This is a genomic window from Gottfriedia acidiceleris (assembly GCF_002128425.1).
Lineage (GTDB): Bacteria > Bacillota > Bacilli > Bacillales > Bacillaceae_G > Gottfriedia > Gottfriedia acidiceleris.
This window is the reverse complement of record NZ_NESS01000018.1, coordinates 39094-62480: the sequence shown is the minus strand read 5'-3', so window position 1 is coordinate 62480 and position 23387 is coordinate 39094. Positions and strand designations below refer to the sequence as shown.

Sequence of the window (23387 nt, the reverse complement as noted above, 5' to 3'; positions counted from 1 at the left end):
ATAGGGTGTTCATGAGTAAGTAAAACCGGAAAAATATGAGATATAGTAACTCATAAGGTGTTCATGAGTAAATAAAAATGGAAAAATGTGAGATATAGTAACTCATAAGGTGTTTATGAGTTACTAAAAAAGGAAGAAGATGTATATAAGGAAAATGCAAGAAAATAAAACAACTATCCTATAATCGGACTTAAATATTATTAGAATTATCTGAAATATCAGGCCCTAAGTTTGCAAAATATTTTTAAACAATCTATCTATTTCGTTACAACTAGCGAATACGTTGACGTCTCATCCACTGAGTCGCAACCCATTTTTCTCCACTAATAACAGGGCTACCTGCATGAATAGTTAGTTCATTGATTGCTTCGTCCTGATAAAAATATTCAAAATATAAACCCATGCCTTTATTTGCAGCAACAGAATAATTAAGTGAAGGGAAAATCGTTTCGCCGCCTTCTACCACATCATTTAAATAGAGAATGAGAGTACTGATCCTATTATTATTTGTCCGATGATTGGAAAAGTAATCAAAATGCGGTTTATACTGTTGCCCTGGTTCGTAATGAAGGACTTGTAAAGGTTCTGCATGTTCGATTGGTATATTCATAATCGTTTCGATTCGTTTTTCAATGCGTTTGATAAGTTCCGTTTCGCTTTCCTCAAAAAACATACCGCTACTTGTACGCATCTCATTTTCCTCATGAGATAACCCGATTTTTGACCGTTTCATACGTAATTTCGCATGTTTGATTAGCTCATCACATTCCTCATCACTTAAAACATTATCAAGTAAGACTACTAATGGTTCCTCTTGGCGAGTAAGAATCTCAATATCGCGATCTATTGTTTGGATGATCGGACCTGTATGATTAAAAATGGTTTGTTCAATTTCCTTTAAATTGCCTACTTTTAACATTTGTCACATCTCCTTGTTTATTCTTTAATACAAATCCTGGGAAACAATTGGTGTGATCATTGCCTTGAACGAATTTTCAGGATGTAAGTAATTGAAAACTCAAAAACGGCCTTTAAATACGTAAATAAAAACAATCGTCATTTTTGTAGTAAAAGAAAAGACTGAAAAAATAAATTGTCGAATCAAGGCGTAACCAAAAGACAAAAAAATTGTTTTTAGAATAAATTCCTCATTGTGTTCTCATTTTCCTGCTAAATAAAAGCATATTAGTCCGATATTTTAGAAATTTTTGAATATTATTTTTAGATTATTTTATTTCTGGTATTTAAGGAGTTTTGTCGATTTTTATTTGTTGAAAATATAAAAATAGTATTCAATTATACTGATCTAATGGAGTATGAAAATGAAAAAAATAAAATTAATTGGTCTGTCATTACTATTCATTATTGGCTCTGTAAAGTAGATTGTTGATTTTCTTATTCAACTAATTAGCAGTATAGTTGCAAGGGTTTATATAAGTTTTGTAGAATTGTAAAGTATAAAACAGACTAAACTTCACCAGGTAATCGAATAGACAAATAAGCTGAACATCGGATAAAAATGATTCAATTGAAGTGTTCTAGTCATTCAAAAGCTAGGGTTGATATCATAGAAGTATGAACAAATATGACAGTACTAAACAAGGAGAAGGAGTGAAGCTATGAAATTTCTGCTTACATCTGGAGGTATCAATAACAAAAGCATACACGACGCGCTAGTTGACATGCTGGGCAAGCCAATTGCTGACTCCAATGCCCTGTGCATCCCTACTGCGATGTATGGACACCCTTGGGTTGGCCCTGGCGTCAAAGCCTGGCAGTTCATTAGTGGGAAAGAAGAGAATTCCATGGTCGGCCTCGGTTGGAAGTCAGTCGGTGTGTTGGAGCTCACAGCGCTGCCAAGCATCGACGAAAACCGCTGGATACCACTGGTTCAGGAGACAGATGTACTGCTGGTGTAAGGCGGCGACGCCCTTTACCTGTGCCACTGGATGCGTCAATCCGGGCTGGCAGACCTTATACCGTCATTGAACTCAGTCTATGTGGGAATGAGTGCTGGGAGCATGGTGATGGCACCTAACATAGGGGAATACTTCGTTGGCTGGACTCCACCAGACGGTGGTGATGAAACACTGAAACTGGTTGATTTTTCAATCTTTCCGCACCTGGATCACGAGATGTTACCGGGAAATACGATGGCTGCCGCAGAGAAATGGGCAGCCGAGATGCAGGGACCAGCGTATGCGATTGACGATCAAACCGCAATTAAAGTAGTTGAAGGAGCGGTAGAAGTTATATCGGAAGGGCACTGGAAACTGTTTACACCTTGATCATTCTATAAGCCGAACGCCTTAATAGGGAATGTACGGTTTGATAAGGGGGAAGCCTGTAAAAAGGTTTCCCTACTTTCATTTTATTAAAAATTTACAATATTTTTCACTGGTATAAAGCTATTTTAGTCCGGGAAATTATAGAAAGTCACAGTTGGTTGTAATTTATAAAGAAATGTTGAACTATTAAATTACTATAAAAGTAATCTTAAAAAACTTAATGCAGACCTTAAGTTTTTTTACTGAATATTCAATTGAATTGTTTTAGTATATCGATTAGTAAAAGATCTAGTACATAAGTGTGAGGTGTAGTATGGAGATAATATATAGAATAGCATCAACAAAAGATAGTTCAGAAATTGCAAGATTATCAGGTCAATTGGGTTACAATGTAGAAGAAAATCAAGTCATTGAAAGATTAAATAAAATATTAGTTCAGAAAGACACTGTTGTAGTTGTTGCAGAATTTAAAGATAAACTTATTGGATGGATTCATGCACACGGACGATATTTGATTGAATCTCCACCCTATATAGAGATTGGTGGTTTGATTGTTGACAGTAATTTTAGGGGGCTAAAGATTGGTAAGATTCTAGTAGAAAAATGCGAAGAATGGTCAAAATTATCGGGGTTCAAAGAAATTAGAGTACGGGCCAATGAAATTAGATTTGAGACACTTAATTTCTATAAAAAAATTGGCTTCGAAAACATTAAATCTCAAAAAGTATTTAAGAAAAAGTTACTTGGAAACAATAAAAAGCTGTCTAATTAGATGGTCTTTTTTTTGCAATTAAACATGCTAATTAAAAAAGGTTAAATAAGTTAAAATAACTCATCTAACCTTAAGCTATTTATTTCATTGGTTGTAAAGCCTTATATCGATCGACTGCTTTTTCATCATCAGTTTTTGACATTTTGTAATGATAAATCGCATCTTCCCAATCACCATACATTGGATTTGGAAGTTGTATATATTTTACACCTAAGTCCTTTGCAATTTTATCGACATTATCTTTTCGAGTTTTTAAATCCGCTTTATAAAAAATATCTGATAAATCGTTTGAATTATCCCCGATTAACATAACAATATCATGAGTTTTCGCAATTTCTTTTTGTCTCGGTCCTTTTTGAGCATTGTCCGTTTTAAAAAATAAATGTTTAGAGTCTACATTCGGTAAACCATGTAAATTCAAATTTTTAATTGTGTCATTACGTGTTTTTTCAGGACGATTTGTAAGGTAAAAAACATCAACATTCATTTTTTTCGCTGCGAGTAAGAAATCTTTTGCACCAGGTATTAAATCAGCTTTTGCCATATGGATCCATTCATCCCAGCCTTGTGGGTATGAAGAATTATTTTTAATTGACCATGCTGTATCAGGGGAATTATCAAGGATTGTTTCATCAATGTCTAAAACAACTGCGGCTGGTTTGGCTTTATTATTTAATTTATCGCTTGCTTTCTTTTTAACCATTGTTTCAGCAAGCTCTTCTTTTGCTTGATTATAAATTTGAATTTGCAAAGCCTTGTTTTCAGCAGAGGATTGAAACCAATTAGTAGACATAACATTATGTTCTTGTGTGCTTCTTGCAAAATCAGCTTTACTGAAACGAATGCCAGCCAAGGAACCAATGGCAAATGCAAATACGATAGAGAGAATAAAAACACTTTTTTTCATAATATTTTCCTTTCATATTATATAAATGTACTAGCTAAATAAAATTTATTTAGAAATTGCTTTTCAAGGTTGTTATTACCTAAAGACTAAAAAATATACGCTTTTGCTTAAAAATTTCAATTACCGTAATATCTGAAATCTCTGAATTTAGTAATGAAAATGTTATGATATAGAAGATTTGAATTTTAAGTTTAAATGGAGGCTATCGATGACTATTCTTTTGAAAATCGTAACGAGGGAAAATTGGGAAGAAGCAATTAAACTTGAAGTAAATAAGGAACAATTAAGTTTTGTTCCTTCTGTTGCAGTATCAATAGCAAAAGTATATATAAAACCAGATGGAGAAAATGTGGAATATATCCCATTTGCAATTTATGATGATCAGAAAATGGTCGGATTTATTATGCATGCTTTTGAGGAACATACAACAAATAGTTACTGGATAAATGGATTTTTAATTGATAAACAGTTTCAAGGTAATGGTTTTGGAAAATTAGCATTTGCTGAAATGATAAAATGGATTGTGAATAAATTTTCACAATGCATTGAAATTCGATTAACAGTTCATAAAGATAATAAATTAGCTATGAATTTATATAAGCAAACCGGATTTAATCCGACCGGTACCTATTTTGGAGAAGAAGAAGTTTGGAATTACATTGTTCATAGTTAACTAAATTTTAATAATGATTAATTTATGAATAATATGTGAACATTTTTTTAAGTGATAGGAATTAGTACCTATTTTCAAGAAATAGTAGGGTATGTCAAAAAGTAGGGGTTTTTACGCTATGGAGAAATGGGAACGACGACTAATTAATACGGATAGAGGTACATTTGAAGTATTTTGTAAAGGTGAAGGAGAACCTTTATGTGTCACACATAATTACTCTGAGTTTAATGATACAGGAGATTATTTTGCAAATTCATTTACTAAATTATTTAAAGTATTTTTAATAAATTTAAGAGAAACAGGTAATTCTGAAAAAGCACATTTCCCTTATGAATTAAGTATGTTAGAAACAATTTTTGATTTAGAAGAAATTAGGAAATCGTTAGGTTATCCAACCTGGAATTTTGCTGGACATTCAACTGGTGGAATGCTCGGAATTATTTATGGAATCTATTTTTCAAACTCATTAAATCATAATATTATTGTTGGAGCTGCAGCGAGAGACTATTCAACATTTACAAAAAACTGTATTTATAACAGAACTCATCCGCAATTTAATAAAATGCAAGAATTAATTGAAAAACTAAAAGGTACTGCATTGTCTAATGAAGAAAGAGAGGCTCTTTTAATTGAGCGGACAAAGTTATCTTTACATAAACCTGAACGATACGATGAGTATTTTAATTTACCAATCTCTAAAAAAATGTCTGCAATCCGACTAAATTATTTTAATAGAGAGTATCAAATCTACGATGTAACAAAAAAGTTAGCGTTAATAAGCTGTCCGACTTTAATTATATGTGGAATACATGATGTACAATGCCCAGTTGAATATTCAGAAGAAATCGCTGAGGGAATTGTAAATTCGAAATTAGTCATTTTAAATGAAAGTAATCATTATCCATTTTTAGAGGAGAAGGAACTGTTTTTTAAGGAAGTAAAACAATTTACCCAAAAAACGCTTGTTTAATTGATTTAATGGAGCTGAAATTAAAAATGTTCTATAGGAAGAAATCATATAAAATAAATCCAAATAAATTAGAGCAATTCAATCATTTTTTTCATCATTACCTATATCCAAACCAAATTAAGCATGGTGCTAAATTAATTGGCAGGTGGGTAAACGAATCAAAAGATAATATTGAAGCGATTTGGCAATATGATAGCCTTGAACAATATGAGGAAATTGAAAATAAAATAAGAGCATCAGAGCTACACCAAAAAGCCAAAGAAATCAGGGCTGGTATAGGAGAATTATTTCTAGAAAGTCGTCAAGAATTTCTTAATTCAACATCTCCAATTGGAACATATGAAGCTCCTAAACATATTGTTTCAGTTAGTGGGTTTATTACAAATAAAGAAGGAGAAGTCTTATTAGTTAGAAACGAGAATCGATCAGATACAATGGAAATGCCTGGGGGTCAAGTAGAAGAAGGTGAAACATTAGAACAAGCAATTCATAGGGAGATATACGAGGAGACCGGTGTTCGTGTTAAACTTTTTGGTGTAACGGGTATTTATCAAAATATAAAAAATAATATCATCTGTGTAGTTTTTAGAGGGAACTATGAATCAGGTGAATTAAGAATCGAAAAAGGGGAAACGACAGAAGTTATTTTTACTAAATTATCAAAAATAAAGCTTGAAAAAATCGTAACGAGACCACACTTGAGAAGTAGAATATTAGATACATTGAATGCCAATTATATTCCATATGAAAGTTTTAACGTTAGACCATACGAATTGATTAATCGATTTGAAGTAAAAAAGGAAATTTAATAATCAAACAAGGATTCTTATCCTAATTCCAAAGCGATTCAACTGAATCGTTTTTTTTGTATTGTTAGAGAACTGTTAATTCATGGTAAAATATTTTTAATATTATTTGTATTTAAAATTTGTTAACTTTTATTTTTAAGGAGAATATAAAATGAATTTGCCTATCCTTTTCGTTATTATTACGTTATTTTTATCATTAGTTTGTGGTTCTGGATTTAGCCCTTTATTAATATCAAATGTTTTACTTGCCTTAATCGCAGGTATATTATATGAGCGAAGAGAAGAAAAACAAGTTAATGAATAATTTACTAAAGCTGGAGGACTAAAGTTGTTAACAATTTATTTAACAAGACACGGTGAAACGGTGTGGAATATCGAAAATCGATTACAAGGCTCAAAAGATTCAGAGCTTTCTGCTAGTGGGATCAGTGATGCTAAATTATTAAGTGCAAAATTAGCAAAAGTGAGTTTTAGTAAAATATATACTAGTTCGAGTAAACGTGCAGTAACAACATCAACTATTTTAAAGAACAATCCCTCTATTCCAATGATTGAAGAAGATGATTTAAAAGAAATTAGCTTTGGTGTTTGGGAAGGAAAAACGAAAAAAGAAATAAATGAGTGCTTTGAAAATGAATTCGAATCACTTTGGAAAACACCACATTTATACGACCATAGTCCACATAAAGGTGAGAGTTTACTCGACTTAAGAGAAAGAGTAGGCAATGTAATTGATAACATTTTAAATTCAAATGAAGAAGGAAATATATTAATTGTTACACATGCAGTTGTTTTGGCAACAATTGTAGCTCATTTAAAACAATCGCCAATTGAAAAATTATGGGATCTACCTTATGTCCACGGAACAAGTTTAACAATCATTCATTTTGAAAATAAAAATATAGAGTTTGAAGTGCTTTGTGATACAAATCATTTAGAGCATCTATAACTCATTTAACAAAAGAATTTGGCCTACCTAATTTAAAAATAGGTAGGCTATTTAAATGATCAAATTGATTGAAAAGATTTTTCATTTTTATTGAATTTGTTCACTTCTTGATCAATCACTTTAATTAATAGGATTGTAACAAATACAAAAACAACGTCTATAAAATAGATTAATATGTTTAAATAAGTTTCCTGGAGCATAATGCCGAGCATTGCTCCCATCATCCCACCCATAATTCCCGCAGTAATACCTTCTAATAAAGCCATCAATGATAAAGGTTTTCCAGTTAAGTATCCTATTAATATGCCGGCAGATATTGAGATAATTGTAGGTATCGTTAAATCTGTATTCCGAAAAAAAATACCAAAGATTGTACCCACGGTGACACTTGTCATCATTGAATTCGTCATGCTGATCATTTTTCCGACTGTACAAGAAAGTTTTTCTTTTTTTCTATTTGCAATTATGATGACATATGATGAAAGTAGAACTGTTAATACAATGCTAGCCCATTCTAATAACATTAAGTTAAACTCCTTCCTATGTTGGATCCTTTGATGTTGAGTTATAACTAACGTTCAATTATATGTTGAAAAAGCTCAAATGTATGAATGAGATAAGAATAAATTTATTTTTATTTATGATTTCACTTTTTTATCACAAATTTAAATTATCCTTTTTAAGTAACGTAAGGGTAAGGATTTTAACTGAAAAAGGAGTGATGTTAATGAAGAAATTACATTACATATTCATGACCGTGTTCTGTATTTTACTAGTTTGTTCTGGTTGTGGGAAAAAGGCTGAAATTAAATCGAGCCCTTTTTTAGATCATATTCAATTATCAATTAACGAAAAAAGTATAACAAATAATAATCATACACATGTATATCAAGTAAATTTAGTAAATTCAGATGGAAAAGAAGTCGATGTGGATTCGGTTAATTTTAAAATGGAAATGAAAAGTATGAATCATCATGTTGAAGCGAGTATGAAGAAAATAAATAAAGGTATATATGAAGTGAGCTTAGAACTGCCAATGGAAGGGACTTGGAGTAAGCAAATTACGTTAAAAAAGGGTAAAAACGAGCGTAAAGTCTCAATAAGATAAAGATGAATCATAAAAAAGATAGTAAATTTAGTAAACTAGACTATATTTACTATCTTTTTTCATGAAATATAAATATTTGGTTGTCCATTTAGGATCGTTATGTTTACCTGCTTCTTTTACTAAAAAATTAATCTACAACAATATAACCAATCATAGGTACTCCGTCATGAGAATGTGTATCACAAATTAATCGGTATGTACCTTCTTTTTTGAAGAATAAAGGTACTTCAGTCGTTTTACCTTTAGTCACTACACCAGTGATATTCGTTCCTTCGATATGAAAACTATGTTCTTTTCCATTTATTCCATGAATTTTTAAATTTACTTTTTGATTTTTTTCAATAACAATCATACCTGGATCCCATCTATAAGCTTCAATTTCCGTTCCATCATCTAGCTTTGTACTGAATTCAGCTGTGATCATATCGATGTCTATTGTTTTTACATGCTGCTGCTCTACTGCAGTTTGAACTGATTTTGGTGCTAAGTAATACCAACCACTTAATCCGATTACTACAAGGAGAAAGGAAAATAATAACCATTTTTTCTTAATAAAAATAAAGTGCATAAGACACCTCCAAAATTAATTTCATATTTTAAAATATGCTTATCCTATTAATAACTTGTCTAATAATTCTACTTTGATTAGTTACATAATTATTTCTTATATTCATAATGTAATAGAAGGGAATAAATACGAAATTAGGATTATTCAAGATTGGTATTCTACTATATAATGGAAATATAGTAATTTTTTTGGAGGGGATCTGATGTTTAAAAAGGTACTAGCTAGACTAGGAATTGGAGCTGCTACTGTAAATACAATTATTCATACAAGAGATTTATATCCAGGAAAAAATGTTGAAGGTGTAGTTGAAATTAAGGGTGGTTCAGTTGCACAAGAAATTAATCATATTGGGCTTAAATTAAAGTCTTATGCTAAAAAGAAAAGTGGAGACGATGAGGTCAACGTTAAAATCCAATTACATGAAGAGCGTTTATCCGGTAAAATGAAAATTGAAGCGAATGAACAAAAAGTAATCCCTTTTTCGTTCCAATTACCATTTTACACTCCGATTACGATAAGACATGGTCAAGTTTGGATTGAGACTGATTTAGATATAGATTTAAGTATAGATCCGATAGATACTGATTTCTTAAAGGTTCATGCGCATGAAGAATTAGCAAACTTTGTAGAAGCATTTACAATTCTTGGCTTCCGTTTACGCCAGGTTGAGGTAGAGGCTCAAAATGGTCGATTCTACCAAGAGTGGGAGTTTGTACCAAGCTCTAAGAGAGAATGGCGATTTGATGAAATTGAATGTATGATTGAACCGAATAAAGATGGTCTGTTTATGATGGTAGCGGTAGATAAAGCTGGTTCACATCGTGGTTTAACAGGTTTATTACAAGAGTCATTAGGGTTAGATGAAAAGAAAACATCACTTAGCTTTAAAAATGAGCAACTTAAAGATGCGCATTCAATCGCAAAATCGGTTAGGGCATTTTTACAGCAATATAACTAATTAAAAAGTAAGAGACAGTTTTTGTCTCTTATTTTTTAATTTTTAAATTTTACAAAGTCGGAAATTCTCATTCTTTAGACTGAATTTAAATGGAATTTATAATAAAAACTATCCGTATATGAATTTATAGAATACAATAATATTATTAGAAAAAATTAACATTTTTATGTTGAAAAGGAGATTTTATGAGATCTAACGTTAAAAATATGAAATGGATTTCAGGTGGATTTGAAGCATTACTCGGTATACCCGTTCTTGGTGGTTCGATCGTAATTGGTTTTGGTTATACGCCATTGTTTATAGCTTTAATTCTCCATATTATTACACTAGTGTTAGCGAAAAAAGCTGGTGTCTCTGCTAATGGGAATATTTTTGGTATTATAACATCTTGTCTTGCATGGATTCCTATATTAGGTATGATCATGCATATTCTATCAGCCATTTTTATTTTAATTGGTGCAGCGACTCAACGTTCAAAATAAATGATTTAATTAAGTTTTCATGTTTATGACTAACACAAGACTAACATCAGGTTAGTCTTTTCATTATTTTTAAGAAAGAGTGGTAAAGTTGGTCTTTTTCTTAATCAGTGGTTTTTTTATACTTCTTATTTTAGGTATCGTTTTAATAGTAAAAGGTTTTTTAGTAAAAGGACTGTTAATGATTACAGCAAGTATCGTTTTTGGAATTGTTATGGTTATTTACTATGAGCGGAGAAGAAAGAAAAGTAGGGGAATCGATTGGTGTGATTGCGGTGATTTTGGCTTTATACCAGATTGTGACCTCCCTGATTGTCATCATCACACTCCTGATTGCACACCGGATTGTACTCCTGATTGTGACTGTAGTCCAGATTGTCCAAGCTAATAAGGGGGGGCATTTTATTTTAAATTGGATTCCATGCCATCGAAAACAAGATAGGTCATTTCATATAGGCTCTTATACTTTTCCACTTTGTGCAAGATGTACTGCAATTTTAATAGGTTATTTGTTTCTCCCATTTTTATTTATGATCTCATCATTCATATTTTGGTGGTACATCCCAATTTTAATGACTCCGTTATTAATTGATGGGTATACACAAAAATGGAAATGGAGAGAAAGTAATAATTTTTTACGTTTCATAACAGGTTTCTTATTTGGAATTGCTCAATCAATGTTGATTGTAAAGTCAGTTCTATTTTTCATAAAAATTCTTATGTAACTTCGATCTCACACTAATATGAATTTTTTCCTACCTGATTGGTTAAAGTAACATTTAGATTCTTTACTAAGGAGGATTAAAAAAATGGAAGATACACATGAATTTGTCGAAAAAATACATGAAAAACAAAGAAAAGACCAAAAAAATAAAGAACACCAAGGTAATGGAACACCTAACGAAAAATTACCTACTAAACAACATGGAACAAATAAATAATTATTTTTTTACTAGCTGTGGCAATTGTCATAGCTAGTTTTATTTATGTTAAAAGAAAGGAAGACATCAAAATGTCTTCCTGCTCCTTAATTATCCTTTTTTACCATCTATGTGCCTTAGCATTGCTTTTTAAAATGATCGTGTTTTGAGACTCCATAGTATGTCCATTGACTTGTGATTTAGCATGTTTAGGTCTAGTCCAATTGTGGTAAAACTTTTGAGAATGAGGATCTAAATGATTTTTTAATGTCATATTTGATTCACCTCTAAGATAATTTAGGATTTCTTTGATATTCAATTGAATATCGTAGTTAGTATTTGAAAATTAGTTAAAAATGATACTATTTTAAAACACTAAAATTAATTTGATCTTATTAAATTTGAAATGTTTTATAAGATAGCAACAAACTTAAGGAATTTTTGGGTGAAAATTGTTAAATCTAAAAAATGAATTGATAATTATGAGCGTTTTAATTGATAATCAACCTTTTTGTTTATTATTATTTAAATAATAGAAATTACATATTGCTGAAGTGAATTTTTTATAGTGTTTTTGCTTCAATTCCAAAAAAATATTTTAACAATTAGTTTATTTTCAAAGAGGAGAACTTAAAATAAATAATTTTTTTCAATTTATTCAAAGGGGAAACCATAATGGAGATTCAAAATGAGGTTTTACAATTTAAAATGGATATTGGCGTAAAAAAACCAGATAGTATTAAAAATAAAGAAGTTAAATGCCCATTCTGTGATCGAGAAAACTTAACTGATATTATCGATACATCTGGCTCGATCATTTATTTAAAGAATAAATTTCCAACATTGGAAGATACTTTTCAAACTGTTATTATTGAAAGCGATAATTGTGAAGGCGATCCATCGAACTATACTTTAACACATTTGACAGAATTATTAACCTTTGCAATTGATAAATGGGATGAAATGGAATCAACAGGAGAATTCAAATCGGTTATTTTATATAAAAACCATGGCCCATTATCTGGAGGAACACTAAGTCATCCACATATGCAAATTGTTGGATTAAAAAAAATTGATTACAACAAAAAGGTAACGGATGTGTATTTCGAGGGTATTACCATTTCATCGGATAATGGATATGAATTAAATATATCTACTCACCCAATTATGGGATTTAGAGAATTCAATATTCTAATTGATGATCAAAAATATATTCCACAAATGGCTGTATATTTACAAACGGTTACACATTATTTACTTAACCATTTTTATAAAGGACTTAAAAGCTATAATTTATTCTTTTATAAATGGAAGCGTAAAATTATTTGTAAAATTATTCCGAGATTTGTTGTATCTCCATTATTTATTGGCTATTCAATTTCTCAAGTGTCTAATCAGTTAGAAGTGCATAAAGATCAAATTCTAAGTCTTTATCAAAAAGAATTAGAGGCAATTTCTTCAATATAAAAAAGAGCTTACGAGTTGTAAGCTCTTTTTTATATTGCTAAGAGGTTTTGTAGTAAACCATAAATAATAAAAGGAAATCAGATGAAAAATATTTTAAAATTTGGTGTAATCAACTTCCAAGATAATGTGTTTATTTAATTAATAATTCGTTTTTTAATTCTCTAATTTGTTCAATATGACGTTTTTCATGAACGCCAATAAAAGGAATCCATTGTTTTAAATTGATTTTTCCAAAAATCGGATGTGGCATGCCTTTATCATCCAATTTATGATCTTTAGTTAGTTCAACAAAATTAAGTAGTGACTTTCTAGATTGGTTCAATTTCTCCGTCATTTCAATTTTCGTAATGAATTGATCAGTTGGTTCAAAATGAGGTGGAGAGGTTACTTTTTGAGTCCGATCAGTTGCTAGATGAATTGGTTTATCTGGTATTAATTCACTAGGTGCTTCATTAAATGTACGTGTCATCAGTTTTACTAATTTAGATTCCATTAAGTATAAATGTTCAAGAACTTGCATAATGGACCATTTTTCATTACTTACTTTCTTATTTAACTGTTCATCTGTTAAATGATCAATAACTTCCATAAGTTCTTCACGGATTTGGATATTCTCGTTCAAAAGATATTCCCCATTTCTATTTTATTAATTGATTAAACCTTTAAAGAAACTAAAACTTATACTAGACTCTATGAATCTAAAAATTGAGTACAACTTAAATTGATAAATAATATGAGTAATCATAAGAAATAATATAAAAAACAAATAAAAATACTAATTTAAGTTTAATGTAGCTTGTAAATTTTTACAAATTTGAGCGTGTTTGATTGATTTTGAACGTTTAAGAATGTTAATGAATGTTTTTGGAAGGAAATGATTGATTTTTTATTTTTTGTGACTTATACTTGGTTTTATGAAAGGATGAATTCTATGTTAACTCCGGAAAGACAACAATTCATTATAGATATGATAAAAAGAATGGGTATTGTGAAATTAAGGGATATTGTAGAAGCTACAAATACTTCTGAGTCGACCATTCGTCGTGATTTAGTTGAGCTTGAGTCTCTTAATCTCTTAAAAAGAGTTCATGGTGGAGCAGCTTCAATCAATAGCAAAGCCACAGAATTAAGTATGACTGAAAAAACATCCAAAAACGTTCAAAGTAAAAAATTAATCGCTGGGCTTGCAGTAACTCAAATTAATGAAGGCGATTGTATATATTTAGATGCTGGTAGTACTACATTCGAAATGATTCCGCTATTAAAGGGTTTAGATGTAACAGTCGTTACGAATGGATTAATGCATGTCGAAGCTCTTTTTGAGAATGAAGTGTCCGCCTATCTGATAGGAGGAAAAATGAAAGGGCATACAAAAGCATTGATAGGAAGTATGGCTTCTGAAAGTCTAAAGAATTATCGGTTTGATAAATGTTTTATTGGAGCGAACGGAATCCATCTCGAGTTTGGCTTTACAACGCCAGATCCTGAAGAGGCATTTGTAAAGAAAACAGCAATCTCTATTTCAGAGAAAGTTTTTATAATAGCTGATTATAGTAAATTTGGTGAAACAAGTTTTGCAAAAATTGGTGAAATTGAAGATGCGATTATTATAACGGACGAAATAGATGATGTACTAGCCAAACAATTAGAGGAAAAAACATCTTTGATAAAGGTAGTGAAATCATGATTTATACAGTAACACTTAATCCTTCAATTGATTACATCGTTGAGGTAGACGAGATTCAATTAGGAAAAATTAATCGAATGAAAAGGGAAAATAAATTTCCTGGTGGTAAAGGAATTAACGTTTCTAGAGTTTTGAAAAGATTAGATGTCGAAAGCATAGCACTTGGTTTCGTCGGAGGGTTTACTGGAGATTTTATTAAAAATGTGTTGGGAAATGAAAAAGTTACTACTGACTTTGTTCAAGTGGAAGGCGATTCTAGAATCAACATAAAATTAAAATCTCAATTAGAAACTGAAATCAACGGACCAGGGCCTGCAATTTCCGAGGAAAAACTAGATCAATTTTTTTATAAGCTAAAACAAATTAAAAAAGGTGATTATGTAGTATTAGCTGGTAATATTCCTAACACATTACCACCTGATTTATATGAACAATTGACATTATGGGGAAAAGAAAATGGGATTCATATCATTGTAGATGCAAGTGGAAAAGTACTTTTAGATGTAGTTAAACATCGACCATTTTTTATCAAGCCAAATCATCATGAATTAGGCGAATTATTTGATGTCAAAATTACCTCAATTGAGCAAGCAATCCCATACGGTAAAAAGTTAGTTGAAATGGGTGCTCAAAATGTAGGGATATCGTTTGCAGGTGATGGAGCGGTTCTTATTACCGAGTCTTCCGTTTATGTTTCAAATGTTCCAAAAGGAGTAGTCATCAATTCAGTCGGTGCAGGTGATTCACTTGTAGCTGGTTTTGTTGGTACTTATGTAAAAACAAATAGTATTGAAACTGCGTTTAAAGTAGGGGTAGCATCGGGTAGTGCTACTGCTTTTTCAGAGGATTTAACAAAAAGAGAGAAAATTGAAGAATTACTTAATCAAGTAAAGATTGAAAAAGTATAGGGGGGGCAATTTATGAGAATAACGGAATTATTAAAAATAGATACAGTTCTCATTGATTTGAATTCATCATCAAAAATGTCAGTAATTGATGAATTAATACAGGTTTTAGATCATGCAGGGAAATTAAATGATAAACAACAGTTTAAAGAAGCGATTTTAACACGTGAAGGTCAAAGTACAACAGGAATTGGAGAAGGAATTGCGATTCCACATGCTAAGACTGCAGCGGTTAAGACTCCTGCAATTGCATTTGGTCGATCAAAAGATGGAATTGACTATGAATCACTTGATGGTCAGCCGGCTCATTTATTTTTTATGATTGCAGCTAGTGAAGGAGCTAATAATGCGCATTTAGAAACATTATCTAGATTATCTTCATTATTAATGGATGAAGAATTTCGTGGCTCATTATTAAGTGCAAATGATGCAAGTGAGATTATTCAATTAATCGATCAAAAAGAAAAATCGTTAAATGCTGAAAATGAAGAAACTATTATTGAAGATTCTTCACGCCCATTAGTCCTTGCAGTAACTGCATGTCCAACAGGTATTGCTCATACTTATATGGCGGCTGATGCTTTAAAGGCAAAAGCAAAAGAGTTAAATATCGATTTAAAAGTTGAAACAAATGGATCAACAGGGATCAAAAATGAATTAACAAAAGACGAGATTAGTAGAGCATCAGCTATTATCGTAGCAGCGGATAAACAAGTAGAAGTAAATCGCTTTGATGGAAAACATGTCATCCAAGTACCAGTAGCAGATGGAATTCGTAAGTCAAAGGAATTACTTGAAAGAGCTGTTAAACAAGATGCACCAATTTTTTCTGCTAATAAAAATGGTGGAGGTAGTTCTTCAACTAATCAAGGTTCTGGTATTTATAAGCACTTAATGAATGGTGTAAGTAATATGTTACCTTTTGTAGTTGGTGGAGGAATTCTGATAGCGTTAGCATTTGCTTTTGGAGGAATTCATACAAAAGGTCCAGTGGCTGAATTACTAATGAAAATTGGAGGAACTGGTGCTTTTAGTTATTTAGTTCCTATATTAGCTGGTTTTATTGCAAGTTCGATTGCAGATCGACCTGGATTTGTACCCGGTGTAGTTGGTGGATTTTTAGCTTCAAGCGCTGGGGCGGGATTCTTAGGTGGTTTAATTGCAGGTTTCCTTGCTGGTTATGTTGTACTAGGATTAAAGAAAGTATTTTCTAAGTTACCTAAATCATTAGAAGGTATTAAACCGGTTCTATTATATCCAGTATTTGGGTTGTTAATTACTGGTATTTTAATGGAGTTAGTCGTAAATCCTCCTGTAACTTATTTAAACTCAGCTTTAACTCATTGGTTAAGTAGTTTAAATGGTGGAAACGCTGTATTGTTAGGTTTAATTCTTGGTGGAATGATGGCAGTAGATATGGGTGGACCTATAAATAAAGCTGCATTCACATTTGGTATAGCGGCAATTGCAGCAAATAATTTTGCACCACATGCTGCTGTTATGGCAGGTGGAATGGTACCTCCATTAGGTATTGCTTTAGCTACGACACTTTTCAAATCGAAGTTTACTGAAATGGAACGTAAATCAGGTATTACAAACTATGTTATGGGGATTTCTTTTATAACTGAAGGAGCGATACCATTTGCTGCTGCAGACCCAGTAAGAGTAATTATAAGTTCTGTTGTAGGTTCTTCGGTAGCAGGTGGACTTACAATGGCATTTGGTATTACACTACCTGCACCACATGGTGGAGCATTTGTTATTCCGTTAGTAAATAAACCGTTGTTGTATTTACTAGCAATATTAATTGGATCAATCATTACAGCGATCATGCTTGGGATTTGGAAAAAAAGAGTGAATGAATAATTAAGTCCAATAAAAAGGCGACCTTAAAGTCAATACTTTGACTTATAGGGTCGCCTTTTTTATTCAATCATTACTGGTTTTACAAATACTGGAATTTCTAAATGAATAAGAACCCTAATTTAACACAAAATAAGTCTAATTTATTGTATGAGTTTGGAAATTGGGTGAAATGCATAATGCGTTCAAATAAATATAACGAAAGTAATCGAAATTCAAAAATTGAAATTAGTGGCGATTTGGATATAAATATAGAGTACGTAAAGAAATCATTATTAAATTCGAGTGATTTAACGATTAGGCATTTAATGTTCCAAAATAAAAAGATTATAGTTGTCTATATTAGTACAATTATAGGTAGAGAAGCTCTTGAAGTCCAAATCATTCAACAAATTATTAATAATCCAAAGGATACGATTCCAAATACAGTATCAATTAATGATGTAAAAAGTTCGAATTCATTTGATGAATGTATTCTAAGTATCGTAAAAGGCAACACGCTCATTTTCACCGAAGATGAAAAAAGTGTATTTATTTTAGAAACGACTTCTTTTCAAAATAGATCAATTCAAGAGCCTAGTAGTGAACAAACAATCAGGGGCTCTCACGATGGATTAGTAGAATGTATATTGACAAATATTAATCAAATAAGACGAAGAATTAGTAATCCTAATCTAGTTGTTAAAACTTTATCAATAGGAGTAGAATCTGACACACGATTAGCAGTCTTATATATTGATACGATTGCAAATGAAGAGTTAGTAAAGGAAGTCCATAGAAGACTTTCATATATAAATGTTGATTATGTACATTCACCAGGTAATCTTGAGGAATTTATAGAAGATGACCCATATTCACCATTTCCACAAGTATTAACAACAGAGAGATCTGACCGAATAGCGGGCAATTTAATGGAAGGGAAAGTTGCAATTCTTACGGATGGCAGCCCTTCAGCACTTGTTTTACCTAGTACTTTTTTTACATTTTATCAATCACCTGATGACTATAATAGCCGATGGATGGTCGCATCATTTGCACGTATTTTAAGATTGGTTAGTTTTTTAATTTCTATATCATTACCGGCATTATATATCGCGTTAGTTTCTTTTCACTTCGAAATTATTCCGATTGATCTAGTGTTTAATGTAAAAAGTTCACTAGAAAACGTACCCTATCCACCATTAATTGAAGCACTAGGTATGCAAATAACATTAGAATTACTAAGAGAATCTGCTATAAGACTACCTAATCCAATTGCACAAACATTAGGTGTTGTAGGTGGTTTAGTAATTGGAACTGCAGTCGTACAGGCAAATTTAGTTTCAAATACGATGATAGTTGTCATTTCACTTACTGCAATTGCATCATTTGTTGTACCAGATAATGAAATCGGAACCTCTGTCCGCTTACTTGGATTTCCGCTAATGTTTGCAGCGTCATTAATAGGATTAATAGGAATTGTTTTTGGACTTAGTATTATCCTCATCCATCTATGTAAACTTGAATCGTTCGGGTCACCATATTTCGCGCCATTTGCTCCATTTAGAAAATCCGATTTAAAAGATACCGTTGTTCGCGTTCAACAATGGAAAATGAAAAAACGACCATTTGCACCTTTGCCAAAGAAATTCAAACGAGAAAATAATTCTAGAGGATGGGAAAATGATGAAAAATGAAAAGATGCTTTCAATAACACAATTTACATTCGTCATCATTCAAGCTCAAATTGGAGTAGGATTACTTTCACTGCCATATGTAGTCCATAAACATGCAGAACACGATGGTTGGATTTCAACATTAGTTGCTGGTATTGGGGTCTTTTTACTACTACTAATCATGTGGATGCTTGGTACGAGATTTCCGAAAGATACGATTTATGAATATTCAACGAAAATAGTTGGGAAATATATTGGGATTGTCATTTCGTATCTTTATATCTTATTTTTCTTTATTGTTGCGATTTATATCGTAATAATCACCATTTCAGTACTTAAAAAATGGATTCTTACATTTACTCCTCATTTTGTATTAATCTTATTTATAGTTGGTACAGGAGTTTATTTAGCAAAAGAAAATATGAAAGTAATCGCACGTTTTTTTACTTTCGTTTGTGTTTTAATTTTATTTTTAATTTTCTTTGAATTTTGTTCTTACAATAATGTAAATTATCGTTATTTATTTCCAGTAGGACAAGCGGGTGTTAAAAATATCCTTTTTGGAGCTCACGATGCGCTAATCTCTATGATGGGATTTGAATTCATATTAGTATTATTTCCGTATATAAAAGGAAGCCCTAACAAAATTTTGAAAGCTGGAACGATTTCCATTAGTTTTGTAAGCCTTTTATATACATTTTTTTTAATTACAAGTTATATGAGTTTTAGTAAAGCTGAAATTGCAATTGTTCCCGAGCCAATTTTATATTTATTAAAATCATTATCATACGAAGTAATTGAAAGGTTAGATCTTGTTTTTCTTTCCATATGGGTTGTACCAATTTTGACTTCATTTGTGACTTATTTATATTTAACTAGTTTTGGAATTAGTAAACTTTTAAAATTTAAAAACCATAGTAAAACAACCATGTTTACAGGACTTGCATTAGCGATAATCTGCTTTTTTATACCAAAAAATGAAGAATTTATAGAGAAATTTGGGACATTTCTTTCTTTTACTACTTATTTATTTATCTTTCTTATTCCCTTAATTTTATTAATTGTTTCGTTTATTAGAAAAAAGAAAGAACTTGGTAAATCATATGAAGTATAAAATAGTTCTTATTTCGTTAATATGTTTCTTACCCTTAACAAGTTGCTGGGACCAAAGACTACTTAAGGAGTCTAGGCTAGTCTATAGTGCAGGATATGATTTAACAGAGGATAATAATATGCTAATAACTGCAGTCATTAAATCAACTAGCCAAGGAGGGAGTGATCCCTCACAGGTTAAATCAACAAATGTTTTTATTAACGCTACAGGAAAAACCTCTGGTGATGCACGGTTAAAAGTTACTCGAAAAGTATCAGGTGATTTTGCTACGAATAAAACAAGGGTTTTATTACTTGGAAATGAGTTGGCTAAACAGGATATTTATCCTATATTCGATATCTTATATAGAGATCCAAGAAGTTCATTAGGGGCTAAAGTTATTTTAGCTAAGGGCCGAGCAGAAGAAATTTTAAAACTAAACACAGTAGAGGAAACTCTTGTAAGTGAAGAAATTTTGGATTTAATTACTACCGCAGAAAACCATACAATCGTTCCGATTGAAAATGTTCAAACAATCTGTACAATTATGTTCGACCCAGGTGAAGATATTGTTTTGCCACTAATTGAAAAAGTTGATGAAAAATTGATCGATATATCTGGTTTAGCTTTATTTAACAATCATAAATATACAGGGTATAATCTTTTAGATGATGAACCTACTATGTTACTTTTATTTAAAAATCAAATGGATAAGTTCGCGAGATTTAATGTCGAAGTTAGTCCGAAAGAAAAAGACATTAGGGAAAGATATATATCGATTGAAGTGAGAAAAAACGATCCAAAAATGAAAATCGAAGTGTCAAAAGAAAATAAAATAACAGTAAATTTAAATTTAAAACTAGAAGTTGATGTGCTTGAGTACGCACATGACGAATTAGATTCAAAAATTGAAATTGAAAAGTTAAACAAATCACTATCAAAGCAATTAACAAAAAAAGCCGAAAAGGTCATAAAGACTGTTCAAGAATCAAATTGTGATGCTTTAGGAATTGGAAGACAATTAATGTCATTCCATCCGGACGTGTGGAAAAAACTGGATTGGAACAAAGACTATGCTAAAATTAAAATTAATCCTAAAGTTGAAGTGAAAATTGTCGGTTCAGGTATCTTAAAATAATAAAAAACCATCCATTGTGTTCAATTTGAATGTTGAAGTGGATGGTTTTTTGTTTATTTAGATTACAAAGTAATAAACACAGAAGAAGTGACAAAGTGTTCCAAGCATAATAAAAATGTGGAAAATTTCATGGAAACCCCAATTTTTAAAAGATAAGAATTTAGGTTTTACGGCATAAATAACGCCACCAACTGTATAGAATATTCCACCTAAAATCAGTGCGAACATTCCTTTCATACTGATCGCATCAGATAAAGGTGCCGAAGCGAGTATAATGACCCATCCTAAAGCTATATAAAGGGACGTTGATAACCATCTTGGACAACTAAACCAAATCAATTTGAACAAAACACCACAAAATGCAATGAAAGAAACAATGGAAAAAATAATCCATCCTAATGTACCTTTTAGACTAATGATACAAAAAGGAGTATATGTACCGGCAATTAAGACAAATATCATTGAATGATCCATCCGTCTTAAAAAAGCGATTAGTTTATCGCTGGCTTTTGCCATATGATATGTAGTTGAAGCTGAATAAAGAAGAATCATACTTATACCGAATGCAATAACCGCAGATGTTTGCAAAACACTTCCACCAGAAAAAGTAGATTTAAAAACCATCGCTATTAACCCAAATAGTGATAATACCGCTCCAACTAAATGTGTCATGGAATTAATAGGCTCACGCATAAAGTTCCCCATGAATATCTCCTCCAACTATGTTATGTAGTTTTGATAACTACATATAAAGTTATCATCAACGATATTATATAGTCAAGTGTTTAAAGAACGATTTTTTTATGATAAGATTAACCCGTAAATTATATAAAAAGAGGACGAATAATGAAAAAGATTAATGAGATAATTGAACAAATAGATTCAGATAAAAAAATAGTATTAGATGATATACCTAATCTTGATTTATACATGGACCAAGTTATCCAACTATTTGATAATAAATTTGCAAAACCGAATTCTAATGAAAAAGTAATGACAAAAACAATGATTAATAATTACGCAAAAGCTAAATTGCTATTTCCAATAAAAAATAAGAAATACACGAAGAATCATATTATTTTAATCAGTTTAATTTATCATTTGAAAGGTGCACTTTCGATTAATGATATAAAAGAATCTTTAAGTGGGTTAAATCAAAGAATCCTTGAAAAAAATGAAATAAATATTGATGATATTTATTCAAGTTTTTTACATTTAAATGACTTAAACTTCGAAAAATTTAAAATTGAACTTCAACAAACTAGTGAAAATGTAAACAATGAAGTTGAACAGATCGATGATGAAAGTAAAGAATATATTGAGCAATTGCTTTTAATTACTTCTTTCGTTAATATGAGTAATTTATATAAAAATGCAGCTGAAAAATTAGTAATGGATATAATTGAGAAGCAGAAATAATTTCATTTTGTATACTTTGGAAATTAATTACATTTGCTAACTAACTTAGTATTCTCTAATTTTAATTGCCATTTTCAGATTTTATTTGGGTTCAGAAGAGAACTCTTTGAAAAAAAATTTCAAAATCTTGCTCTTTCATTCTAATAACAGTCCATTATTCTTAATTAAGTCTATAATAGGTTTTAAATAAGAACTTGAAAAATTAGTAGCAAAGGGTGATTTAAATTGCATTCAAATGAAAAATTAGTTTGGACTTTAATTGAACATAAAGACTGGAAGATTCATATTGCTGCAGCAAAAAAAGGGCTATGTTTCGTAGGTTCACAAAATGGAACTATTCAAGAATTACTTTTATTTAAGGAAAAATACTTTCCTACTTCTGAAATGGAAGAAGATGACGCAATATTAGAAGCTTATAAGACAGAGATTGTTGAATTTTTAGAGGGCGAAAGAACTAATTTTAAAAGCAGACTTGATTTTCGTGGTACAGCATTTCAAAATTCAGTTTGGAATGCGCTATGCTTGATCAATTATGGAGAAACTAAAACATATTCTGACATAGCCAGTTATCTAAATAAGCCAAAATCTGTTCGAGCAGTCGGTAGAGCAATTGGTGCAAATCCATTATTAATTATTATTCCTTGTCATCGAGTAATTGGTAAAGATGGATCATTAACTGGCTATCGTGGTGGTTTAGATATGAAGAAAAGCCTTTTGAAAATTGAAACTATTAACTAAATGTGTAATTAATTAGGAGGT

At 31.1% G+C, this 23387-nt stretch carries 26 protein-coding genes and 3 pseudogenes; 22 read left to right on the top strand and 7 right to left on the bottom strand.

The genetic code is table 11. The annotated features are described in order from the left end of the window. Window positions 1-271: 271 nt before the first annotated feature. Window positions 272-919, bottom strand: coding sequence for a 2OG-Fe(II) oxygenase (locus B6K90_RS21105; protein ID WP_088014697.1), 648 nt, complete (start codon window positions 917-919; stop codon window positions 272-274). A gap of 700 nt (window positions 920-1619) precedes the next feature. Here B6K90_RS21105 and B6K90_RS21100 point away from each other — a divergent pair. Continuing rightward, window positions 1620-2288, top strand: a pseudogene (locus B6K90_RS21100) (Type 1 glutamine amidotransferase-like domain-containing protein). Between the two features lie 313 nt (window positions 2289-2601). Continuing rightward, entirely contained in the window at window positions 2602-3060 is a 459-nt protein-coding gene (locus B6K90_RS21095) for a GNAT family N-acetyltransferase (RefSeq protein WP_088014696.1), read from the top strand. 79 nt (window positions 3061-3139) lie between these two features. On the opposite strand, the gene B6K90_RS21090 is transcribed toward B6K90_RS21095, so the two are convergent. Continuing rightward, entirely contained in the window at window positions 3140-3967 is an 828-nt protein-coding gene (locus tag B6K90_RS21090) for a 5'-nucleotidase, lipoprotein e(P4) family (RefSeq protein ID WP_088014695.1), read from the bottom strand. A gap of 208 nt (window positions 3968-4175) precedes the next feature. Between B6K90_RS21090 and B6K90_RS21085 the strand changes: the two genes are divergently transcribed. From B6K90_RS21085 to B6K90_RS21070, 5 genes are all read left to right on the top strand, one after another. Beyond that, complete coding sequence (locus B6K90_RS21085; RefSeq protein ID WP_088014694.1) at window positions 4176-4640, top strand: GNAT family N-acetyltransferase; 465 nt, start codon at window positions 4176-4178, stop codon at window positions 4638-4640. 118 nt (window positions 4641-4758) lie between these two features. Further along, window positions 4759-5610: an alpha/beta fold hydrolase gene (locus B6K90_RS21080; RefSeq protein ID WP_088014693.1), complete on the top strand. Its 852-nt coding sequence runs from the start codon at window positions 4759-4761 to the stop codon at window positions 5608-5610. Between the two features lie 26 nt (window positions 5611-5636). Then, window positions 5637-6419, top strand: coding sequence for an NUDIX domain-containing protein (locus B6K90_RS21075; protein ID WP_167555453.1), 783 nt, complete (start codon window positions 5637-5639; stop codon window positions 6417-6419). Between the two features lie 151 nt (window positions 6420-6570). After that, window positions 6571-6723: a hypothetical protein gene (locus B6K90_RS23865; RefSeq protein ID WP_167555452.1), complete on the top strand. Its 153-nt coding sequence runs from the start codon at window positions 6571-6573 to the stop codon at window positions 6721-6723. Window positions 6724-6747: 24 nt separating this feature from the next. Next, the gene (locus B6K90_RS21070; RefSeq protein WP_088014691.1) at window positions 6748-7368 is read left to right on the top strand and encodes a histidine phosphatase family protein; all 621 of its coding nucleotides are present in this window, start codon (window positions 6748-6750) and stop codon (window positions 7366-7368) included. A 59-nt stretch (window positions 7369-7427) separates the two neighbouring features. Here the strand turns inward: B6K90_RS21070 and B6K90_RS21065 are convergent, their stop codons facing one another. Further along, window positions 7428-7892, bottom strand: a complete 465-nt coding sequence (locus B6K90_RS21065) for a hypothetical protein (protein WP_088014690.1) — start codon at window positions 7890-7892, stop codon at window positions 7428-7430. Window positions 7893-8095: 203 nt separating this feature from the next. On the opposite strand from B6K90_RS21065, the gene B6K90_RS21060 reads away from it, so the two are divergent. Beyond that, on the top strand, window positions 8096-8476 hold the full coding sequence (locus tag B6K90_RS21060) for a FixH family protein (RefSeq protein WP_167555451.1): 381 nt from the start codon (window positions 8096-8098) through the stop codon (window positions 8474-8476). A gap of 127 nt (window positions 8477-8603) precedes the next feature. On the opposite strand, the gene B6K90_RS21055 is transcribed toward B6K90_RS21060, so the two are convergent. Continuing rightward, window positions 8604-9044 (bottom strand): cupredoxin domain-containing protein, encoded by a 441-nt coding sequence (locus B6K90_RS21055; RefSeq protein WP_088014688.1) that lies wholly within the window; start codon window positions 9042-9044, stop codon window positions 8604-8606. A gap of 202 nt (window positions 9045-9246) precedes the next feature. Between B6K90_RS21055 and B6K90_RS21050 the strand changes: the two genes are divergently transcribed. The 4 genes from B6K90_RS21050 (at window position 9247) to B6K90_RS21030 (ending at window position 11422) form a co-directional block, all read left to right on the top strand. Further along, window positions 9247-10002, top strand: a complete 756-nt coding sequence (locus tag B6K90_RS21050; protein WP_088014687.1) for a sporulation protein — start codon at window positions 9247-9249, stop codon at window positions 10000-10002. 185 nt (window positions 10003-10187) lie between these two features. Beyond that, a complete protein-coding gene (locus B6K90_RS21045) occupies window positions 10188-10484 on the top strand; it encodes a hypothetical protein (protein WP_088014686.1) in 297 nt (98 codons plus the stop codon). A gap of 401 nt (window positions 10485-10885) precedes the next feature. Further along, the gene (locus B6K90_RS21035; RefSeq protein ID WP_088014698.1) at window positions 10886-11206 is read left to right on the top strand and encodes a DUF2085 domain-containing protein; all 321 of its coding nucleotides are present in this window, start codon (window positions 10886-10888) and stop codon (window positions 11204-11206) included. Between the two features lie 84 nt (window positions 11207-11290). Next, the gene (locus tag B6K90_RS21030) at window positions 11291-11422 is read left to right on the top strand and encodes a DUF4023 domain-containing protein (protein WP_088014684.1); all 132 of its coding nucleotides are present in this window, start codon (window positions 11291-11293) and stop codon (window positions 11420-11422) included. 100 nt (window positions 11423-11522) lie between these two features. Here the strand turns inward: B6K90_RS21030 and B6K90_RS21025 are convergent, their stop codons facing one another. Continuing rightward, window positions 11523-11675 (bottom strand): YpzG family protein, encoded by a 153-nt coding sequence (locus B6K90_RS21025; RefSeq protein ID WP_088014683.1) that lies wholly within the window; start codon window positions 11673-11675, stop codon window positions 11523-11525. A 407-nt stretch (window positions 11676-12082) separates the two neighbouring features. On the opposite strand from B6K90_RS21025, the gene B6K90_RS21020 reads away from it, so the two are divergent. Beyond that, the gene (locus B6K90_RS21020; protein ID WP_456237255.1) at window positions 12083-12868 is read left to right on the top strand and encodes a DUF4931 domain-containing protein; all 786 of its coding nucleotides are present in this window, start codon (window positions 12083-12085) and stop codon (window positions 12866-12868) included. A gap of 130 nt (window positions 12869-12998) precedes the next feature. Here the strand turns inward: B6K90_RS21020 and B6K90_RS21015 are convergent, their stop codons facing one another. After that, the gene (locus B6K90_RS21015; protein WP_088014681.1) at window positions 12999-13490 is read right to left on the bottom strand and encodes a DinB family protein; all 492 of its coding nucleotides are present in this window, start codon (window positions 13488-13490) and stop codon (window positions 12999-13001) included. Between the two features lie 309 nt (window positions 13491-13799). Between B6K90_RS21015 and B6K90_RS21010 the strand changes: the two genes are divergently transcribed. From B6K90_RS21010 to B6K90_RS20985, 7 genes and pseudogenes are all read left to right on the top strand, one after another. Continuing rightward, window positions 13800-14555 (top strand): DeoR/GlpR family DNA-binding transcription regulator, encoded by a 756-nt coding sequence (locus tag B6K90_RS21010; protein ID WP_328588128.1) that lies wholly within the window; start codon window positions 13800-13802, stop codon window positions 14553-14555. Further along, window positions 14552-15463 carry a 1-phosphofructokinase gene (gene pfkB, locus B6K90_RS21005; RefSeq protein ID WP_088014679.1) on the top strand — a complete coding sequence of 304 codons (912 nt, stop codon included), beginning with the start codon at window positions 14552-14554 and terminating at the stop codon, window positions 15461-15463. Before B6K90_RS21010 ends, pfkB begins: the two co-directional genes overlap by 4 nt. A 12-nt stretch (window positions 15464-15475) precedes the next feature. Next, window positions 15476-15893: pseudogene (locus tag B6K90_RS24615) on the top strand (PTS sugar transporter subunit IIA); the annotation flags it as partial. A gap of 83 nt (window positions 15894-15976) precedes the next feature. Continuing rightward, a pseudogene (locus B6K90_RS21000) lies at window positions 15977-17326 on the top strand (PTS fructose transporter subunit IIC); the annotation flags it as partial. A 176-nt stretch (window positions 17327-17502) separates the two neighbouring features. Beyond that, window positions 17503-18999: a spore germination protein gene (locus B6K90_RS20995; protein WP_088014677.1), complete on the top strand. Its 1497-nt coding sequence runs from the start codon at window positions 17503-17505 to the stop codon at window positions 18997-18999. Further along, window positions 18989-20092 carry a GerAB/ArcD/ProY family transporter gene (locus tag B6K90_RS20990; RefSeq protein WP_167555450.1) on the top strand — a complete coding sequence of 368 codons (1104 nt, stop codon included), beginning with the start codon at window positions 18989-18991 and terminating at the stop codon, window positions 20090-20092. The genes B6K90_RS20995 and B6K90_RS20990 overlap by 11 nt, the downstream gene beginning before the upstream one ends. Next, complete coding sequence (locus tag B6K90_RS20985; RefSeq protein WP_088014675.1) at window positions 20082-21209, top strand: Ger(x)C family spore germination protein; 1128 nt, start codon at window positions 20082-20084, stop codon at window positions 21207-21209. Before B6K90_RS20990 ends, B6K90_RS20985 begins: the two co-directional genes overlap by 11 nt. Before the next feature lie 57 nt (window positions 21210-21266). Here the strand turns inward: B6K90_RS20985 and trhA are convergent, their stop codons facing one another. After that, window positions 21267-21914, bottom strand: a complete 648-nt coding sequence (gene trhA, locus B6K90_RS20980; protein WP_088014674.1) for a PAQR family membrane homeostasis protein TrhA — start codon at window positions 21912-21914, stop codon at window positions 21267-21269. 141 nt (window positions 21915-22055) lie between these two features. On the opposite strand from trhA, the gene B6K90_RS20975 reads away from it, so the two are divergent. Both B6K90_RS20975 and B6K90_RS20970 read left to right on the top strand, forming a co-directional pair. After that, the gene (locus tag B6K90_RS20975; RefSeq protein WP_088014673.1) at window positions 22056-22628 is read left to right on the top strand and encodes a DUF1836 domain-containing protein; all 573 of its coding nucleotides are present in this window, start codon (window positions 22056-22058) and stop codon (window positions 22626-22628) included. 225 nt (window positions 22629-22853) lie between these two features. Then, the gene (locus tag B6K90_RS20970) at window positions 22854-23366 is read left to right on the top strand and encodes a methylated-DNA--[protein]-cysteine S-methyltransferase (protein ID WP_088014672.1); all 513 of its coding nucleotides are present in this window, start codon (window positions 22854-22856) and stop codon (window positions 23364-23366) included. Window positions 23367-23387 lie beyond the last annotated feature (21 nt).

What these genes read in the sequence shown, in the direction of transcription:
- B6K90_RS21105 (WP_088014697.1), bottom strand. Translation starts at nt 919, where the DNA reads ATGTTAAAAGTAGGCAATTTAAAGGAAATTGAACAAACCATTTTTAAT.
- B6K90_RS21095 (WP_088014696.1), top strand. Translation starts at nt 2,602, where the DNA reads ATGGAGATAATATATAGAATAGCATCAACAAAAGATAGTTCAGAAATT.
- B6K90_RS21090 (WP_088014695.1), bottom strand. Translation starts at nt 3,967, where the DNA reads ATGAAAAAAAGTGTTTTTATTCTCTCTATCGTATTTGCATTTGCCATT.
- B6K90_RS21085 (WP_088014694.1), top strand. Translation starts at nt 4,176, where the DNA reads ATGACTATTCTTTTGAAAATCGTAACGAGGGAAAATTGGGAAGAAGCA.
- B6K90_RS21080 (WP_088014693.1), top strand. Translation starts at nt 4,759, where the DNA reads ATGGAGAAATGGGAACGACGACTAATTAATACGGATAGAGGTACATTT.
- B6K90_RS21075 (WP_167555453.1), top strand. Translation starts at nt 5,637, where the DNA reads ATGTTCTATAGGAAGAAATCATATAAAATAAATCCAAATAAATTAGAG.
- B6K90_RS23865 (WP_167555452.1), top strand. Translation starts at nt 6,571, where the DNA reads ATGAATTTGCCTATCCTTTTCGTTATTATTACGTTATTTTTATCATTA.
- B6K90_RS21065 (WP_088014690.1), bottom strand. Translation starts at nt 7,892, where the DNA reads ATGTTATTAGAATGGGCTAGCATTGTATTAACAGTTCTACTTTCATCA.
- B6K90_RS21060 (WP_167555451.1), top strand. Translation starts at nt 8,096, where the DNA reads ATGAAGAAATTACATTACATATTCATGACCGTGTTCTGTATTTTACTA.
- B6K90_RS21055 (WP_088014688.1), bottom strand. Translation starts at nt 9,044, where the DNA reads ATGCACTTTATTTTTATTAAGAAAAAATGGTTATTATTTTCCTTTCTC.
- B6K90_RS21050 (WP_088014687.1), top strand. Translation starts at nt 9,247, where the DNA reads ATGTTTAAAAAGGTACTAGCTAGACTAGGAATTGGAGCTGCTACTGTA.
- B6K90_RS21045 (WP_088014686.1), top strand. Translation starts at nt 10,188, where the DNA reads ATGAGATCTAACGTTAAAAATATGAAATGGATTTCAGGTGGATTTGAA.
- B6K90_RS21030 (WP_088014684.1), top strand. Translation starts at nt 11,291, where the DNA reads ATGGAAGATACACATGAATTTGTCGAAAAAATACATGAAAAACAAAGA.
- B6K90_RS21025 (WP_088014683.1), bottom strand. Translation starts at nt 11,675, where the DNA reads ATGACATTAAAAAATCATTTAGATCCTCATTCTCAAAAGTTTTACCAC.
- B6K90_RS21010 (WP_328588128.1), top strand. Translation starts at nt 13,800, where the DNA reads ATGTTAACTCCGGAAAGACAACAATTCATTATAGATATGATAAAAAGA.
- pfkB (WP_088014679.1), top strand. Translation starts at nt 14,552, where the DNA reads ATGATTTATACAGTAACACTTAATCCTTCAATTGATTACATCGTTGAG.
- B6K90_RS20995 (WP_088014677.1), top strand. Translation starts at nt 17,503, where the DNA reads ATGCGTTCAAATAAATATAACGAAAGTAATCGAAATTCAAAAATTGAA.
- B6K90_RS20990 (WP_167555450.1), top strand. Translation starts at nt 18,989, where the DNA reads ATGAAAAATGAAAAGATGCTTTCAATAACACAATTTACATTCGTCATC.
- B6K90_RS20985 (WP_088014675.1), top strand. Translation starts at nt 20,082, where the DNA reads ATGAAGTATAAAATAGTTCTTATTTCGTTAATATGTTTCTTACCCTTA.
- trhA (WP_088014674.1), bottom strand. Translation starts at nt 21,914, where the DNA reads ATGGGGAACTTTATGCGTGAGCCTATTAATTCCATGACACATTTAGTT.
- B6K90_RS20975 (WP_088014673.1), top strand. Translation starts at nt 22,056, where the DNA reads ATGAAAAAGATTAATGAGATAATTGAACAAATAGATTCAGATAAAAAA.